Origin of the sequence: Curtobacterium flaccumfaciens (assembly GCF_051548005.1) — a bacterium.
Classification (GTDB): domain Bacteria; phylum Actinomycetota; class Actinomycetes; order Actinomycetales; family Microbacteriaceae; genus Curtobacterium.
This window is the reverse complement of sequence record NZ_JBPUGH010000018.1, coordinates 19,634-34,065: the sequence shown is the minus strand read 5'-3', so window position 1 is coordinate 34,065 and position 14,432 is coordinate 19,634. Positions and strand designations below refer to the sequence as shown.

Sequence of the window (14,432 nt, the reverse complement as noted above, 5' to 3'; positions counted from 1 at the left end):
ATCGTGCCCGTGCCGCCGAAGCGGTCCTCGGCGACGTCGCCGCCGACCTCCGCGTCGCGCAGGCCGAACACCGCCGGCTCGCCGAGGCCGTGGGTGACCTCGACGACGGCGACCTCGCGGCGGCGTTCGACCGCGCCACCGCCGCCGTGACGGCCGCGCAGGACGCCGCCCGCGCGGCCGACGCACTCGAACGCGAACTGACCGCGTTCGACGACGCCACGCGCGTGAGCGAACACGTCCGCAACGACACCGAGACCCGTCGTGCCGTACTGGCCGCCTCCGTCGAGGCGGACGCCGAGCGGCTGCGCGAGGAGACCGAGGCCATCGGCGCCGCGGTCGAGCGGCTGACCGCGCTGCCGGTGCCCGGGGTCGAGGGCAGCACGGACCTCGCTGAGGTGGTGCGGGCGATCGAGGCGCACGTGGCGGTGCTCGGCGCCGTGGCACGCGCTGACGCGGCGGTCGACCGGGATGCCCGGGTCGTGGCCGACCGGAGCGTCGAGGTCGACGCCGCACTCGAGGAGCACGGCTTCGACGAGGTGTCCGACGCCCGTGCGGCGCTCCTCGACGACGCCGGAGAACGTGGTCTGCGGCGGGCCGTCGACGACGCGATCGCGGCCCGGGGCGCCGTCGAGGCCGGACTCGCCGAACCCGCCGTGCAGGCTGCCGCCTCCGACGTCGACACGGAGTTCGACGTCGCGGGTGCGGCAGCGGAGCGGGAACGGACCGCCGGCCTGCTCGACGAGGCGACCCGTGCCGTGGTCACCGCCACCGATCGGTCGAACGCCGTACAGCGCTGCGCCGCCGAGCTCGCCGCGGCGGTCCGGGCGCGCGACGACACCAGTGCACGCAGCCGCGCGGTGGTCCGGCTGGCGGACATCGCGAACGGCGCCACGGCCGCCAACCCGTCCGGCATCACCCTCGGCACCTACGTGTTGATGCGCCGCTTCGAGGACGTCGTCGCGGCGGCGAACGACCGGCTCCGCGGCATGCTCGCGGGGCGGTTCACCCTCGAGACCTCCGACGAGCGCGAGTCCGGGTCGCGCGCCCGACGGACCGGGCTCGCGCTCGCGGTGCACGACCACACGACCGACACCGTCCGCGATCCGCGCAGCCTGTCCGGCGGCGAGACCTTCACGGTGTCGCTGTGCCTCGCGCTCGGTCTCGCCGACGTCGTCCAGGCCGAGGCCGGCGGCGTCTCGCTGGGCACCCTGTTCGTCGACGAGGGCTTCGGCACGCTCGACCCCGAGGCGCTCGACGGCGTGCTGGTGCAGTTGTCGCGGCTGACCGCCGGTGGCCGGCAGGTCGGGATCGTGAGCCACGTCGAGGAGCTCAAGCAACGGATCCCCGAGCGGATCGCGGTGCGCCGCACCGCTGCCGGAGGGTCCCGCGTCACGACGACGGTCTGAGCCCGCGGTGCGCTGCGGCCGCCGCTGCGCCTGCGGCGCGCGAGGGCGGCGGCTCGCTGCTGCGGCCACGGCCGCCATCGGTCTCCGCGACGTCGTCCGGCTGCGGTGACAGCCGTGCCTGAGGTGACAGCCGTGCCTGAGGTGACAGCCGCGGCTACGGTGACGGCGTCGTGTCGACCGTGCCGTCCGGCGGGGGCAGGATGTCCGCCGCGACCCACGGGAAGACCCAGGTGAACAGCACGATCACGATCGCCGCGAGCAGCACGACCAGCTCGATCACCTTGAGCGCGGTCGGCCCGGGCAGGAGCCGCCAGACGAGCGGGAAGATCACTTGGCGAGCTCCTTCGGCGTGCCCTCGGACACGGGCATCCAGTAGTCGAGCTTGGCGTGCACGATGTAGCGCTCCGCCGCGGACCACATCGGGTGGCAGGCGGTGAGCGTCAGCCAGCGGTCGTCCGCCGTTGGCTCGACCCCGGGCTTGTTCGGTACCGGGGCGATCGTCTCGACCTTGTCCGGCGTGACGATCTGGTGGTCGGTGACCTTGTAGACGTACCAGACGTCGAACTTCGTCGCCTTGTCGGTCACCCGGACGACGACCGCGTCGCCGTCCTGGAGCTCGGCGATCTGGTTGAGCGGCTTGCCGTACGTCACCCGGTGCCCGGCCACGGCGAAGTTGCCTTCGGCGCCCGGCATCGCGGTGTCCTGGTAGTGCCCGAGCCCGATGGTGTTGAGGACCTTCTCGCGGTCGGTGCCCTCGCCGATCGGCCGGTCGTAGTCCGCGCCGAACCGGGGGATCTGCATCGTGCCGAACACGTCCTCGACGTCCTTCGGCTCTGCGAGGACCGGGGCCGGGCCGCGGTGCTGGGTCCCCGTGCCGGTCGTCGGGTCGGTCTGGCCGAGCCCGTCGATGAGCTTCGTCTGGCCCTGGACCGCGACGACGTCCGTCCACCAGGCCGTCCACACCACGTAGAGTCCGGTACCCGCTCCGGCGATGATGAGGAGCTCGGCGATGAGCGAGACGATCGCGCCGCCGACGCTCTGACGACGGCGCGGCGTGCCACGTCGCGGCGCCCGACGGCCGGTGTCGCCGTCCGTGTCGTCGCCGGATCGCGACGGAAGGGTGTCGTGCGCGGTCACGGTGCTCCTGATCCTGGGGTGGTCGGACAGTTCTACCATCCCATGCCGACGTCCGGGTGATGCGGTTCTCCACAGACCGTTACCGTGAGGAGGTGCAGTACGTCATCCGCCCCTTCGCCCGCCCCGACACCGAGTCGGTCGTCGCGTTGTGGGAGGCGTGCGGCCTGGTCCGACCGTGGAACGACCCCCGCCGCGACATCGAACGGAAGCTCACGGTGCAGCCCGAGCTGTTCCTCGTCGCCGTCGACGCGGACGACCTCGTGGTCGGCGCCGGCATGGCCGGGTTCGACGGACATCGCGGGTGGGTGAACTACCTCGCCGTGCGGCCCGACCTCCAGGGCTCCGGGCTCGGGAGGACCTTCATGCGGGAGTTCGAGCAGCGCCTGGCCGCGATGGGGTGCCCGAAGCTCAACCTCCAGGTGCGCGCAGGCAACGAGCAGGTGCTCGGCTTCTACGAGTCGCTCGGGTACGCACCCGACCACGCGGTGTCACTCGGCAAGCGGCTCATCCCCGACGCCTGACACCCGCGCCCGCTCGCCCGTCCGTCCGCCGGCCCGCAGCTCGTCCGCCCACGAGTCTCGCCGTGAGCGACGAGTCTCGTGGCTCGCAGCACGAGACTCGACGCCCATCACGAGTCTCGTGCGCGCCGAGCCGAGTCTCGTGCGCGCCGAGCCGAGTCTCGTGCGCGCCGAGCCGAGACTCGGGTCACCGCCGTGCCCGTGAGACCGTCGCGCTCACACCAGCGCCAGCCCCACCGACGCCGTGAACGCCAGGACGATGCCGACCAGCTGCAGCGCGGTCAAGCGTTCCCGCAGCACCACGCCGGCGAGCACCACCGTGCCGATCGGGTAGAGCGCGTTCAGCACGCTCATCACCGGCAGGGTCAGCGGGTCGTCGCTCGCGTGCAGTCCCGCCTGGATGAACACGTTCGCCAGGGCGTCGAGCACACCGCACGCCACGACGGTCGCGACGAACCGGCCGGACCAGCGCGTCCGCCCCGCGGCGACGGCGGAAGACCCGGCGGCCGCGGCCGGCGGGTCGACGCGATCCGCGCCTCCAGGCCGGAGGACCCGACCTGCCCGCACGACCACGACCGCCGCCGCTCCCAGCACCATCACCTGCAGCACCCGCGCCACCAGCAGCGGGGCGACCCCGGAGTCCGCCGGGGTCATGTCGTAGGCCAGCACGATGCCGCCGAACCCGCACCCCGCCACCGCTGCCGCGACCACCCCGCGCACCGTGAGCCGCGCGCCCGAGCCGTCCCGCACCGACGCGACGAGCACCACGGCGACCACCGCCACGACGAGCATGACGACGGCGAGCGGCGACAGGGCCGTCCCCCGCACCACCGCGACGAGGACGGGCAGGGACGCGGCGAACACCGCGGTGACGGGCGACAGGACACTCATCGGGCCGATCGCGAGGGCCGCGTAGAGCAGCAGCACGGCGACCGCCCCCGCCCCACCACCGATCAGCCCCCAGACCACGGCCCCTGACGAGAAGGCCCCGCCGACCACGACCAGCCCGACGAGCAGCGGCACGATCCCCACGACGGCGGCGACCGCGGTGACGACGACGGGCCGGACCCGCCGCGAGGCCAACCCGCCGAGGAAGTCTGCGAACCCGTAGACGAGGGCGCCGGAGAGGCCGAGGACGACGGTGAGCACGGCTCCCATCCTGCCCGTCCTTGTACCCTGCACCGCGTGAGTGTTCCCTACCAGCGCCTGACCCGCATCGATGCCCGGTGGCGGTGGTGGCGGCCGCTCGTCGCGCTGGCGTTCCTCGCGGGGTGGTACCTCGTCTCGCAGATCCTCATCGTCATCGCCTACACGATCCCGGTCGGAGCGACGAGCGGCGCCGAGGGGCTCATCGACTTCGAGCAGAAGCTGTCCAGCGGTGCGCTCGACCCGACCGATCCACTGACGCTGTCGGTGTCGCTCGTGTCCCTCGTGGTGCTCCTGCCCGGGATCGTCCTGGCCGTGCGGATCGCGAGGCTCGGCCGCGGTGTGCTGTCGTCCGTGCGCTTCCGTGTCCGCTGGGGGTGGACGGCCTGGTGCCTCGTCCCGACGCTCGTCATCGCGGCGATCATGTTCGTGATGCAGGCGTTGTTCCCGTTCGGCGACGGCATGATCACGGGTGACGGCTGGAACCACGCGGCCATCGGCCAGTCGACGGTGACGCTCTCGACCCTCGTGCTCACGATCGTCCTCGTCGTCGCGATGGTGCCGTTCCAGGGCGCAGCGGAGGAGTACGTCTTCCGCGGCTTCCTCATGCAGACGATCGCCTCCTGGTTCCCGCGGCGGGTCGGGACGGTGATCGCCGTCGTGGTCTCGACCCTGGTCTTCGCCTCGCTGCACATCCCGAACGGCTACAACGTCTGGGGCATCCTCGACGTCGGCTCGTTCGGGCTCATCGCCGCGATCATCGTGCTCCGGACGGGTGGCCTCGAGGCGACGGTCCTCCAGCACGCGTTCAACAACATCATGATCTTCGTGCTGCAGGCCCCGGGCTGGTCGCGGATCGACCTGCAGTCGCAGGACGCCAACGGCTCGGTCGGCGGCTGGCTGGTCAGCCTGTGCACGTCGCTCGCGTACTGGGGCATGATCGAGCTGCTGGCGAAGTGGCGCCGACTCGACCGGCGCTCCGCCGCGCACGAGGCGCCCCGCTTCCGCGGTCCGGTCCCCGCCTGGGCGGGCGGCCCGCGGTGGACCCAGCCGGGAGGCACGGGCTGGCACGGCACACCGGCCCACGCCGCGGGGGTGGCCGGGTCCGGTCCGGTGGACGACGCACGTGTCGTGGGCAGCGCGGGTGCTGTGGACGATGCAGGTCCTGTGGACACGACCGCCGGTGTCGCCGACCGCTCGTAGGCTGGGGGCATGAGCACGACGGCCACGACCTCCCCGTCGCGGTCCGCCGCGCTCGACGTCCTGCACCGGGTGTGGGGCTACGACGCCTTCCGCGGGCAACAGGCCGCGATCATCGACCAGGTCGTCTCCGGCGGTGACGCCCTCGTGCTCATGCCGACCGGTGGCGGCAAGTCGCTCTGCTACCAGGTGCCCGCCCTCGTCCGCGACGGCATCGGCGTCGTGGTGTCGCCCCTCATCGCCCTCATGCAGGACCAGGTCGACGCCCTCGCCGCGAACGGCGTGCGCGCGGCGTTCCTCAACTCGACGCAGGGTCCGGACGAGCGCGCCCGGGTCGAGCGCGCGGTGGTGTCGGGCGAGGTCGACATACTCTACCTCGCGCCCGAACGGCTGCGGCTCGAGTCCACCCGCGCGCTGCTCGACCGGGCTCGCCTCGCCCTCTTCGCCATCGACGAGGCACACTGCGTGGCGCAGTGGGGCCACGACTTCCGGCCGGACTACCTCGAGCTGAGCATCCTGCACGAGCGCTGGCCGACCGTCCCCCGGGTGGCGCTGACCGCCACCGCGACGCCGCAGACCCACCGCGAGATCTCGGCACGGCTCGGCCTCGACGACGCCGCACACTTCGTCGCCGACTTCGACCGGCCGAACATCCAGTACCGCATCGAGCCGAAGACCGGCGCGCTGCAGCAGCTCCTCACCTTCATCCGGACCGAGCACAGCGGCGACGCCGGCATCGTCTACTGCCTGTCGCGCAACTCCGTCGAGCGCACCGCGGCAGCCCTCGCCGAGCAGGGCATCCCGGCGCTGCCGTACCACGCGGGGCTCGACGCCCGGGTGCGGGAACGCAACCAGTCGACGTTCCTGCGCGAGGACGGCGTCGTCATGGTCGCGACGATCGCGTTCGGCATGGGCATCGACAAGCCGGACGTCCGGTTCGTCGCCCACCTCGACCTCCCGAAGTCGGTCGAGGGCTACTACCAGGAGACCGGGCGAGCCGGCCGCGACGGCCTGCCCTCGACCGCGTGGCTCGCGTACGGGCTCAACGACGTGGTGCAGCAGCGGCGGATGATCGACCAGTCCGAGGGCGATGCCGCGCACCGACGGCAGCTGAGCGCGCACCTCGACGCCATGCTCGCCCTGTGCGAGACGATCGAGTGCCGGCGGGTCCGACTGCTCGCGTACTTCGGGCAGGAGAGCACGGCGTGCGGCAACTGCGACACGTGCATCGCGCCGCCGGAGTCCTGGGACGGCACCGTCCCCGCGCAGAAGCTCCTGTCCACCGTGGTCCGTCTGGAGCGTGAGCGCAGCCAGCGGTACGGCGTCGCACACCTCGTGGACATCCTCGTCGGCAAGCAGTCGCCGCGCGTGCAGGAGCTCCGGCACGACTCCCTCGCGACGTTCGGCATCGGCAACGACCTCTCCGAGGGGGAGTGGCGCGCCGTCGCCCGGCAGCTCCTCGCACAGGGCTTCATGGCCGTGTCGGGCGACGGCTACGGCACGATCGTCCTGAGCCCGACGAGTGCGGACGTCCTCGCCGGACGGGTCGTCGTGCGGATGCGCCGCGACCCGGTGAAAGCGCCGCGGGCGAGCCGGTCCCGCCGCTCCGTCGTGACCGACATGCCGCAGGAGGCCCTGGGGCTGTTCGAGGCACTCCGGGCATGGCGGGCGGAGCAGGCGCGGGAGCAGGGCGTCCCGGCGTACGTGGTGTTCAACGACGCGACGCTCCGCGGGATCGCCGCCGTCAAGCCCGCCGACGTCGACGCGCTCGGCGAGATCTCCGGGGTCGGGTCCGCCAAGCTCGAGCGCTACGGTCGAGCGGTGCTCGACGTGGTGGCCGCTGCCGCCGACTGACCGCTCGCCGCGCCGTCAGGCCGCGTATGCCGTGTCGGGCATGTGGCCCCGCGGGTGCTCACTACACTCGGAACCTCCCGTCACGAGGAGGCCCGGGTGTCCGGTTCGACGAAGTTCGCCACCGTTCTCAGCCGCGCGGTGGTCACGCCGCTCGCCCGGTTGCTGTGGCGTCCGCGGATCGTCGGACGACGGAACGTGCCCCGGCACGGCGCGGTCATCCTGGCGAGCAACCACCGGTCCTTCATCGACTCCCCGGCGATCACACTGATGGCCCCGCGGAAGGTGTCGTTCCTCGCGAAGCAGGAGTACTTCACCGGATCGGGTCTCAAGGGGGCGGTGTCGCGGGCGTTCTTCGGCGGCATCGGTGCGATCGGCGTCGAGCGCGGTGCGGGTTCGGCTGCACAGCACGCACTCGACCTCGGGCTCGAGCGGCTCGAGGCCGGAGAGGCCTTCGCGATCTACCCCGAGGGCACCCGTTCCCTCGACGGGCGGCTCTACAAGGGGCGGACCGGGGTCGCCTGGCTCGCGCTGACGAGTGGCGCGCCGGTCGTCCCGGTCGCGCTGACCGGCACCGAGGACGTGCAACCGGTGGGGTCGCGGATCCCGAAGCTCGCGAAGGTGACGATCGAGTTCGGGAAGCCGCTCGACCTGTCTTCCTTCGGCGAGGCGTCGTCCGGGCGTGCTCGACGTCACGCGACGGATGCCGTGATGGCAGCGATCCAGGAGCTCAGCGGCCAGGAGCCCGCGAATGCGTACAACAACCCGCCCGCGACGATCGTCGAGCGCGTGAAGCAGGCGCTGCGCCGGGACGACCCGACCGCCGCGGTCGAACCGGACTGAGTATTGCGTATCTGAAATACCGATGCTTCAATGGAGAGGTGCCGTCGGCACGCCGAGCGGACCGAACCGCTCGCCCAGTCGCACCGACCGGAAGGCAAGCAGCATGTCCTCCACGCCCCTCTTCGACTCCGTCACCCGCTCGCGCGAGCAGGCCGCCGCACCGACGTCCAGCGCGGTGCCGGTCCCGACCTCGCCGATGTCCGCGCCGCTCGGCGCCCGGTCCTCGGCGGCCGTCCCCGCCTCGCTGGTCGCGGCGATCGACGACATCCCGCAGCGCGTCACCGCAAGCCTCCGCGACGAGCACCGTGTCTCTGCTGAGCAGCTCGTCCTGGTCGAGGCCGTCGCTGACGCGATCACCCGCGCGGTCGTCGACGCCGTCGTGGCCGAGGTCGAACGCATCGCCCGCGACGGCGTCGTCCGCGTCTGAGCCGGACGTGGCACCCGTGGAACCGGGGCTCGGGTCGATCACCGGGCCCGAGGCGAGCACCCTCCCGACCCGACGCTCCCTCCGCGCTGCGGAACGAGCAGCGGAACGCGCACGGGAGTCCCGGACCGCCGGGGTGGCGGTGTCCCCGCCCGCCGCCCCGGTGTCGACCGCCGATCCCTCCGACGCGGTCCGCGCAGACGAGCTCCCCACCCGACGGAGCGTTCGAGCAGCGGCGGCCGCGTCCCGACGACACCCCTCCGTGCGCGACGTCACGGCGGCCGTCTCGGACGCGCTGACGGGGGCGATCACGGTTCCCCTCCGCGCCCTCGGCGACGTCGTGTCGACCACGCGGGCGATCCCGCTCACCGCGACGACCGTCGCCGCCTGCCTGGTCGTCTCGGTCGCGTCGCCGCAGTCCGCGACGGCATCGACGCCGCAGGCCACGACGCCCGCCGTCACGCTCGCCGGGCAGCAGTACGTCGCGCCGCGTGCCGTCTCCTCCGGCGTCGAGCGGGACGCCTTCGCCGTTGCCACCGCAGCCCGGGAACCCGCGCCCCGAGTCGCGCGTCAGGACGCTCGATCCTCCGCGCCGGGCATCGTCCGTCCGGTCGACGGGGTGATCCCGACCGCCGGCGGCTTCGGCGGTCGTCGGGTCGTCGGGTGCGGGGCGTGCTCGACCGACCACCGGGGGCTCGACTTCGCCGCGCCGCACGGAGCGCCGGTCGTCTCGGTGCTGCCGGGGCGGGTCCTCTCCGCGGGGGTCTTCGGCGGGTACGGCAACCAGGTCCTCGTCCAGCACGTCGACGGCACGCAGACCCGGTACGGCCACCTGTCCCGGATCGACGTCGTCGTGGGGCAGACGGTCCACGCCGGGCTGCAGCTCGGCGCGGTGGGCAGCACCGGGGTCTCCACCGGGGCACACCTGCACTTCGAGGTCATCGTCGGCGGCACCGCGACCGACCCGGCGCCCTGGCTCGCCGCCCGCGGGGTGCTCTGACGAGCGCGCTCACGGAGGCGCTGACGGTGTGCTCCGACCCGGCGGGCGTAGCGTCGGACCGGTCGCGGCACGGTGCCGCACAGGACGGAGTCGCTCGTGCGCGTGTCGGTGTTGGGAACGGGTGCGATGGGTGCCGGAGTCGCGGGGTCCCTCCTGCGGGCCGGGCACGAGGTCACGGTCTGGAATCGGACGCGGGACCGCGCCGAACCCCTCGCCTCGCAGGGTGCGACCATCGCGAGCGGGCCGGCCGAGGCCGTCGAGCACGCCGAGGCCGTGCTCCTGACGTTGTTCGACACGGACGCCGTCGTGGACGTCCTCGAGCAGGCCGCCGGGGACGCCCCGGAGAACGCCGTGTGGGTCCAGGCCTCGACGATCGGCACCGCGGGGACCGACACGATCGTGCAGCTCGCGGCGAAGTACGGCGTGACGCTCGTCGAGGCGATGATGCTCGGCACGAAGGCGCCGGCGGAGCAGGGCAAGCTGACGCTCCTCGCAGCCGGGCCCTCGGACGTCCTCGACGGGCTGACCCCGGTGTTCGACGCGATCGCGGTGAAGACCGTCCGGGCCGGGGACCAGGTGGGTCAGGGCACCGCGCTCAAGCTCGCGGCGAACGCCTGGATCGCGTCGATCACCGCGGCGACGGGGCAGTCGCTCGCGATCGCGCGGTCACTCGGGCTCGATCCGGGGCTGTTCCTCGAGGCGATCGACGGCAGCGCCAGCGACTCCCCCTACGCGCACACGAAGGGGGAGTCGATGATCCGGGGCGAGTTCCCCGCGCAGTTCGCGCTCGACGGGCTGCGGAAGGACATCGGCCTGATCACCGACGCCGCGCGCGATGCCGGGTTGTCCACGGTGCTGCTCGACGCCTTGGGTCGGGTCTACGCGGACGCGAGCGCGGCGGGGCACGGCGGCGACGACATCGCGGCGGTCGGCACGGCGTTCTGACCCGGCGGCGCGCCGCGGCACGACACACCCCGCGCCGCGCCGGCCCGCGCTGCGGCACGGTTCGGCGCCGCGGCACGGCACATCCCGCTCCGCGGCACGGCCCCGCGGCACGGCCCGCGCAGCAGAGCCTCAGTGCCGCCGCAGCCACCGCCGGATCGCGCCCGTGAACCGTCCGACGGCCTCGTCGTTCATGGTGTTCGCGAGGTCGAAAGCCTCGCGCGCGGGATCGGCACCGGCGCGGATCCGACGGAGCGCGGCGTCCGCACGTGCTCGGGCATCGAGCTCGGCGAGCGGCATGTCGTCCTCGGGGTGGTGCCCCTCGGGACCCGGGTCCGCGCGCGTCATGCGCTGAGGTTACGCGACGGCGACGTCGTCGGACTGTGCGTCCTCCGGGGCGATGTGGTCGACGACGCGGGTCATGTCCTCGAGGAAGGACACGATGACGCGGAGGTCCGGCTCACTCAGGGAGGACGCGACGGTGGCGCCGCTCTCGTCGAGCTGGTCGAGGACCCGGAGCGCCTCTCGCATGGACCCGCCGGAGGCCGTGAGGAACACCCCGCGGCGGTCGTGCGGATCGGGGTGCCGTTCGACGTGTCCGCTGCGGACGAGTCGGTCCACGAGCGCCGACGTCGACGCGGCGGTGATGCCGAGCTCCTCGGCGAGCAGCTTCGAGTTGACGCGCCGCCCGGTCTGGTCGGCGTCGAGCAGCACCCGGATCGCGAGGAGTGCGTTCTCCCCGACGCCCAGGGCCTCACGGGCGCGACGCTGTGCGGCGTTCTCGGCCGTGCGGTAGCGGCGGAGGGCGTTCAGCACGTCGACCGCGTCGACCCTCGAGCGATCGTCGTACCAGTACCCCGCCGAGTGGGTGGCTTCCTCGGTGGACATACCACAATGCTAGACGCTCTAGTTAGATTGTCTAGCGAGTGCGCGCCCTTCGGCCATGCAACACTGGCGACCCGTGCCGGAAACACCCCGGCAACGACCGCTCAGTAGGTTCGCGGCATGCGGGTGCGGACGTGCTGAGCCATCTCGCCGGGAGCGTCTTCCGCCTCGGTGCCGCCGTCGAGCACACCGACGCCGTGGCCCGGCTCCTCGACGTCTACGTCGCCCGGCGGCACCCGTCGGTCGCGCCGTCGGTGCAGGTGACCTCCGCGGCGCTCCGGTCCGTGGTGGGTGCCACGGTCCGGCCCGACGCCGACCTCGCGGTCACGCTCGACGCACTCGCGCTCGACCGTCACGAGCCCGCCTCCATCGCGAGTGCGATCGCCGTCGCGCGGGACAGTGCGCGCCGGGCCCGCGAGGTGGTGTCCACCGAGCTCTGGGACTGCCTCGACGTGACCCGCTCCCGGATGCCCCGAAAGGTCGGTGGTGACCGAGCGCACGACTTCCTCTCCTGGGCGAAGGAACGCAGCGCCCTCGCGGTCGGTGTGGTCGACGGGGACGCGAGTCGCGACGAGGTGTGGGCGTTCTTCACGCTCGGACGATCGCTCACACGGACCCGGACGACCGCGGGGCTGCTCGGCTCGCCGCTGCTCGACCCGGAGTCCGCCGAGTCCTGGTCGGACGCGCTCCGCGGGTGCGGCGCCCGCGAGGCGTTCCACCGCGGGACCCACCACGACGTCGAACCTGCGGACGCTGCCGCGTTCCTGCTCCTCGACACCCACAGTCCGCGAGCGCTCGGCTTCCTCGCCCACCGCGCCGCCGAGGGGCTGGTCGGCGTGGCTCCCGCGTGCGTCGCCGAGCAGGTGGCGGACTTCCGCCGCGCGGTCGCCGCCCTCGACGCGGTCGCGCCCGCCGACGCGCTGACCGCGCTGCTCGGCGTGACGACGCAGCTCGTGAGGGCGGTCGCGGCGGTCGACGCGGCGCTCGAGGAGCGGTTGTTCTCGGTGGTCGCCCCCGTCACCTGACCGGTTGCCCGGGCCGGGCACGGGACGGCCGGGAGGCGCGTGGCGGCACCGCGCACCGCCTCCCGTCCGACGGTGGGCGAGGACGGACGGGAGGCGCGTGGCGGCACCGAACCGCGCCTCCAGTCCGGCGGGCGGACGCGTCCGCGACGCGAGCCGTCAGACGCCGCTCGACCGGTTCGCGACCGCCTCGTCCCGCGAGAGGTCCTGCCGCAGCGCAGCCCGCGTCGCCCGTGGACTGATGACCGGCACGGCGTGGGTCACCGCGAGGTGCAGGCGGGAGTCGGCGTCGTAGCGGAGGCGGAAGCGCTCGAACCGCACGAGCCAGACCAGGGCGATCGCGAGGGCGACGAACCCGGAGGCCGCGCCGACCCCGATCGCCCAGCGGGGGCCCGCGGCATCGGCGATGGCACCGACGATCGGAGCACCGATCGGGGTGCCTCCGGCGAAGATCGCCATGTAGAGCGCCATCACCCGGCCGCGCATCGCCGGCTCCGTGGTGGTCTGCACGAGGGCGTTCGCGGTGGTCATGAAGGTCAGGGACGCGAGGCCGACGAGCGTCAGGACGACCGCGAAGCTCCAGTACGTCGGGGCGAACGCGGCCGCGGTGCAGGCGAGGCCGAACCCGGCGGAGGCGATCACGAGCGTGCGCATCCGTGGGCGGTCCCGTCGTGCGGAGAGCAGGGCGCCGAGGACCGAGCCGATCGCCATCACCGAGTTGAGCAGCCCGAACTCGCCGGCACCGCGGTGGAACTCGATCCTCGCCATCGTCGAGGTGAAGATCGGGAAGTTCACGCCGAACGTCCCCACGACGAAGATCATGCAGAGCACGACGATGATGTCGGGCCGCGTCCGCACGTACCGGAAGCCCGCGACGATCTGCCCCTTGCCCCGCTTCGCCCGCGGTCGGTCGGCGAGCTGCGCCGGGTCGACGAAGCGCAGGGCGAGGAGCACGGCGAGGAACGACGCGGCGTTGATGACGAACACCCACCCGGAGCCGATCGCCGCGATGAGCACACCGGCGACCGCGGGACCGATCAGGCGTGCGGCGTTGAACGACGCGGAGTTGAGCGCCACGGCGTTGGACACGTTCTCGCCCTGCACGACGTCGGACACGAAGGTCTGCCGGATCGGGGTGTCGAACGCGGCGACGATGCCGAGCGCGAGCGCGAAGCCGTACAGCGAGAGCAGGGTCGCGGTGTGGGTGAGCACCATCACGCCGAGTCCGAGGCCGAGTGCACCCATCAGCCCCTGCGTGAGCATGAGCATCCTCCGACGGTCGAACCGGTCGGCGACGAGCCCGGTGAGGGGGAGGAGGAGCAGCTGAGGCCCGAACTGGAGCGCCATGGTGACGCCGACGGCGACGGCGTTGTTGTCCGAGAGCTGCGTGAGGACGATCCAGTCCTGCGCGGTGCGTTGCATCCAGGTGCCGACGTTCGACACCAGGGCACCGGCGAACCAGATGCGGTAGTTGCGTCCCGACAGGGACCGGAACATGGCCGTCACTGCTGAGCGAGCCTCCTCATGATCTCGGTGGCCTCGGCGAGCGTCGCGCGCTCGGCAGGGGTCAACTCGGTGAGCCGCGGGGTGAGCCACCCGTCGCGGCGGCGTCGGGTCTCCTCGACGAAGGCCGTGCCGGCGTCGGTGGTACCGATGAGCACCTTGCGGCGGTCGTCGCCGTGCAGGTGCTTCGACACGAGCCCGCGCTCCATCAGGACCGCGACGGTCTTCGTCATCGACGGCGGGGTCACGCCGTCCTGCCGGCTGAGCTCGGCGAGGGTCATCGCTCCGTCGCGGTGGAGTCGGGCGAGGGCGGAGAACTGCGCGTCCGTGACCGTCTGGTCGGCCTTCTGGTTGCGCAGGGTCCGCGACAGCCGGTTCACCGCGATGCGGAGATCGGTCGCGAGCGACGCACGGGTGGCGGTGGCAGGCATGATCGTTAGCCTACCAAATTAGTTCAGTGAACGAACCGGTTGTGCGCAGAGCGGACTCGGAACGGGCGCAGCGGGTGTACCGTTCGGACTGTGGGCAACAGGTGTTGCTCAAATGAACGGAAGA

16 protein-coding genes are annotated in these 14,432 nt (G+C 72.8%); 9 read left to right on the top strand and 7 right to left on the bottom strand.

What is annotated here, in order from left to right; translation table 11 throughout:
- Positions 1-1,406: SbcC/MukB-like Walker B domain-containing protein (locus ACSW7Y_RS04400; RefSeq protein WP_438125123.1), on the top strand; the 1,406-nt coding region annotated here is incomplete at its 5' end.
- Positions 1,407-1,560: 154 nt separating this feature from the next.
- Here ACSW7Y_RS04400 and ACSW7Y_RS04395 read toward each other — a convergent pair.
- Together ACSW7Y_RS04395 and ACSW7Y_RS04390 are read right to left on the bottom strand one after the other, a co-directional pair.
- The gene (locus ACSW7Y_RS04395; RefSeq protein ID WP_438125122.1) at positions 1,561-1,737 is read right to left on the bottom strand and encodes a hypothetical protein; all 177 of its coding nucleotides are present in this window, start codon (positions 1,735-1,737) and stop codon (positions 1,561-1,563) included.
- Complete coding sequence (locus ACSW7Y_RS04390) at positions 1,734-2,543, bottom strand: class E sortase (RefSeq protein WP_438125121.1); 810 nt, start codon at positions 2,541-2,543, stop codon at positions 1,734-1,736. Before ACSW7Y_RS04390 ends, ACSW7Y_RS04395 begins: the two co-directional genes overlap by 4 nt.
- Before the next feature lie 92 nt (positions 2,544-2,635).
- Between ACSW7Y_RS04390 and ACSW7Y_RS04385 the strand changes: the two genes are divergently transcribed.
- A complete protein-coding gene (locus ACSW7Y_RS04385; RefSeq protein WP_438125120.1) occupies positions 2,636-3,064 on the top strand; it encodes a GNAT family acetyltransferase in 429 nt (142 codons plus the stop codon).
- Between the two features lie 213 nt (positions 3,065-3,277).
- Here the strand turns inward: ACSW7Y_RS04385 and ACSW7Y_RS04380 are convergent, their stop codons facing one another.
- Entirely contained in the window at positions 3,278-4,210 is a 933-nt protein-coding gene (locus ACSW7Y_RS04380; RefSeq protein WP_438125119.1) for an EamA/RhaT family transporter, read from the bottom strand.
- Positions 4,211-4,246: 36 nt separating this feature from the next.
- Here ACSW7Y_RS04380 and ACSW7Y_RS04375 point away from each other — a divergent pair, with 36 nt between their 5' ends.
- The 6 genes from ACSW7Y_RS04375 (at position 4,247) to ACSW7Y_RS04350 (ending at position 10,470) form a co-directional block, all read left to right on the top strand.
- Positions 4,247-5,410: a CPBP family intramembrane glutamic endopeptidase gene (locus ACSW7Y_RS04375; RefSeq protein WP_438125118.1), complete on the top strand. Its 1,164-nt coding sequence runs from the start codon at positions 4,247-4,249 to the stop codon at positions 5,408-5,410.
- 9 nt (positions 5,411-5,419) lie between these two features.
- Positions 5,420-7,261 carry a DNA helicase RecQ gene (gene recQ, locus ACSW7Y_RS04370; protein WP_438125117.1) on the top strand — a complete coding sequence of 614 codons (1,842 nt, stop codon included), beginning with the start codon at positions 5,420-5,422 and terminating at the stop codon, positions 7,259-7,261.
- A gap of 96 nt (positions 7,262-7,357) precedes the next feature.
- Positions 7,358-8,101 (top strand): lysophospholipid acyltransferase family protein, encoded by a 744-nt coding sequence (locus ACSW7Y_RS04365; RefSeq protein ID WP_438125116.1) that lies wholly within the window; start codon positions 7,358-7,360, stop codon positions 8,099-8,101.
- A 103-nt stretch (positions 8,102-8,204) separates the two neighbouring features.
- On the top strand, positions 8,205-8,528 hold the full coding sequence (locus ACSW7Y_RS04360) for a hypothetical protein (RefSeq protein WP_438125115.1): 324 nt from the start codon (positions 8,205-8,207) through the stop codon (positions 8,526-8,528).
- A 259-nt stretch (positions 8,529-8,787) separates the two neighbouring features.
- Complete coding sequence (locus ACSW7Y_RS04355) at positions 8,788-9,525, top strand: M23 family metallopeptidase (RefSeq protein WP_438125114.1); 738 nt, start codon at positions 8,788-8,790, stop codon at positions 9,523-9,525.
- 72 nt (positions 9,526-9,597) lie between these two features.
- A complete protein-coding gene (locus ACSW7Y_RS04350; protein ID WP_438125113.1) occupies positions 9,598-10,470 on the top strand; it encodes an NAD(P)-dependent oxidoreductase in 873 nt (290 codons plus the stop codon).
- A 129-nt stretch (positions 10,471-10,599) separates the two neighbouring features.
- Here ACSW7Y_RS04350 and ACSW7Y_RS04345 read toward each other — a convergent pair whose 3' ends face one another.
- Positions 10,600-10,815, bottom strand: coding sequence for a hypothetical protein (locus tag ACSW7Y_RS04345; RefSeq protein ID WP_438125112.1), 216 nt, complete (start codon positions 10,813-10,815; stop codon positions 10,600-10,602).
- A gap of 9 nt (positions 10,816-10,824) precedes the next feature.
- Positions 10,825-11,355, bottom strand: coding sequence for a MarR family winged helix-turn-helix transcriptional regulator (locus ACSW7Y_RS04340; protein ID WP_438125111.1), 531 nt, complete (start codon positions 11,353-11,355; stop codon positions 10,825-10,827).
- Between the two features lie 131 nt (positions 11,356-11,486).
- On the opposite strand from ACSW7Y_RS04340, the gene ACSW7Y_RS04335 reads away from it, so the two are divergent.
- Entirely contained in the window at positions 11,487-12,377 is an 891-nt protein-coding gene (locus tag ACSW7Y_RS04335) for an alpha-E domain-containing protein (RefSeq protein ID WP_438125110.1), read from the top strand.
- Positions 12,378-12,533: 156 nt separating this feature from the next.
- Here the strand turns inward: ACSW7Y_RS04335 and ACSW7Y_RS04330 are convergent, their stop codons facing one another.
- Together ACSW7Y_RS04330 and ACSW7Y_RS04325 are read right to left on the bottom strand one after the other, a co-directional pair.
- Positions 12,534-13,880, bottom strand: coding sequence for an MFS transporter (locus ACSW7Y_RS04330; RefSeq protein WP_438125109.1), 1,347 nt, complete (start codon positions 13,878-13,880; stop codon positions 12,534-12,536).
- Positions 13,877-14,308 carry a MarR family winged helix-turn-helix transcriptional regulator gene (locus ACSW7Y_RS04325; protein ID WP_438125108.1) on the bottom strand — a complete coding sequence of 144 codons (432 nt, stop codon included), beginning with the start codon at positions 14,306-14,308 and terminating at the stop codon, positions 13,877-13,879. Before ACSW7Y_RS04325 ends, ACSW7Y_RS04330 begins: the two co-directional genes overlap by 4 nt.
- Between the last annotated feature and the right edge of the window lie 124 nt (positions 14,309-14,432).

Excerpts from the sequence above, each read along its gene's own strand:
- recQ (WP_438125117.1), top strand. The coding sequence starts at position 5,420 with ATGAGCACGACGGCCACGACCTCCCCGTCGCGGTCCGCCGCGCTCGAC.
- ACSW7Y_RS04360 (WP_438125115.1), top strand. The coding sequence starts at position 8,205 with ATGTCCTCCACGCCCCTCTTCGACTCCGTCACCCGCTCGCGCGAGCAG.
- ACSW7Y_RS04345 (WP_438125112.1), bottom strand. The coding sequence starts at position 10,815 with ATGACGCGCGCGGACCCGGGTCCCGAGGGGCACCACCCCGAGGACGAC.
- ACSW7Y_RS04340 (WP_438125111.1), bottom strand. The coding sequence starts at position 11,355 with ATGTCCACCGAGGAAGCCACCCACTCGGCGGGGTACTGGTACGACGAT.
- ACSW7Y_RS04325 (WP_438125108.1), bottom strand. The coding sequence starts at position 14,308 with ATGCCTGCCACCGCCACCCGTGCGTCGCTCGCGACCGATCTCCGCATC.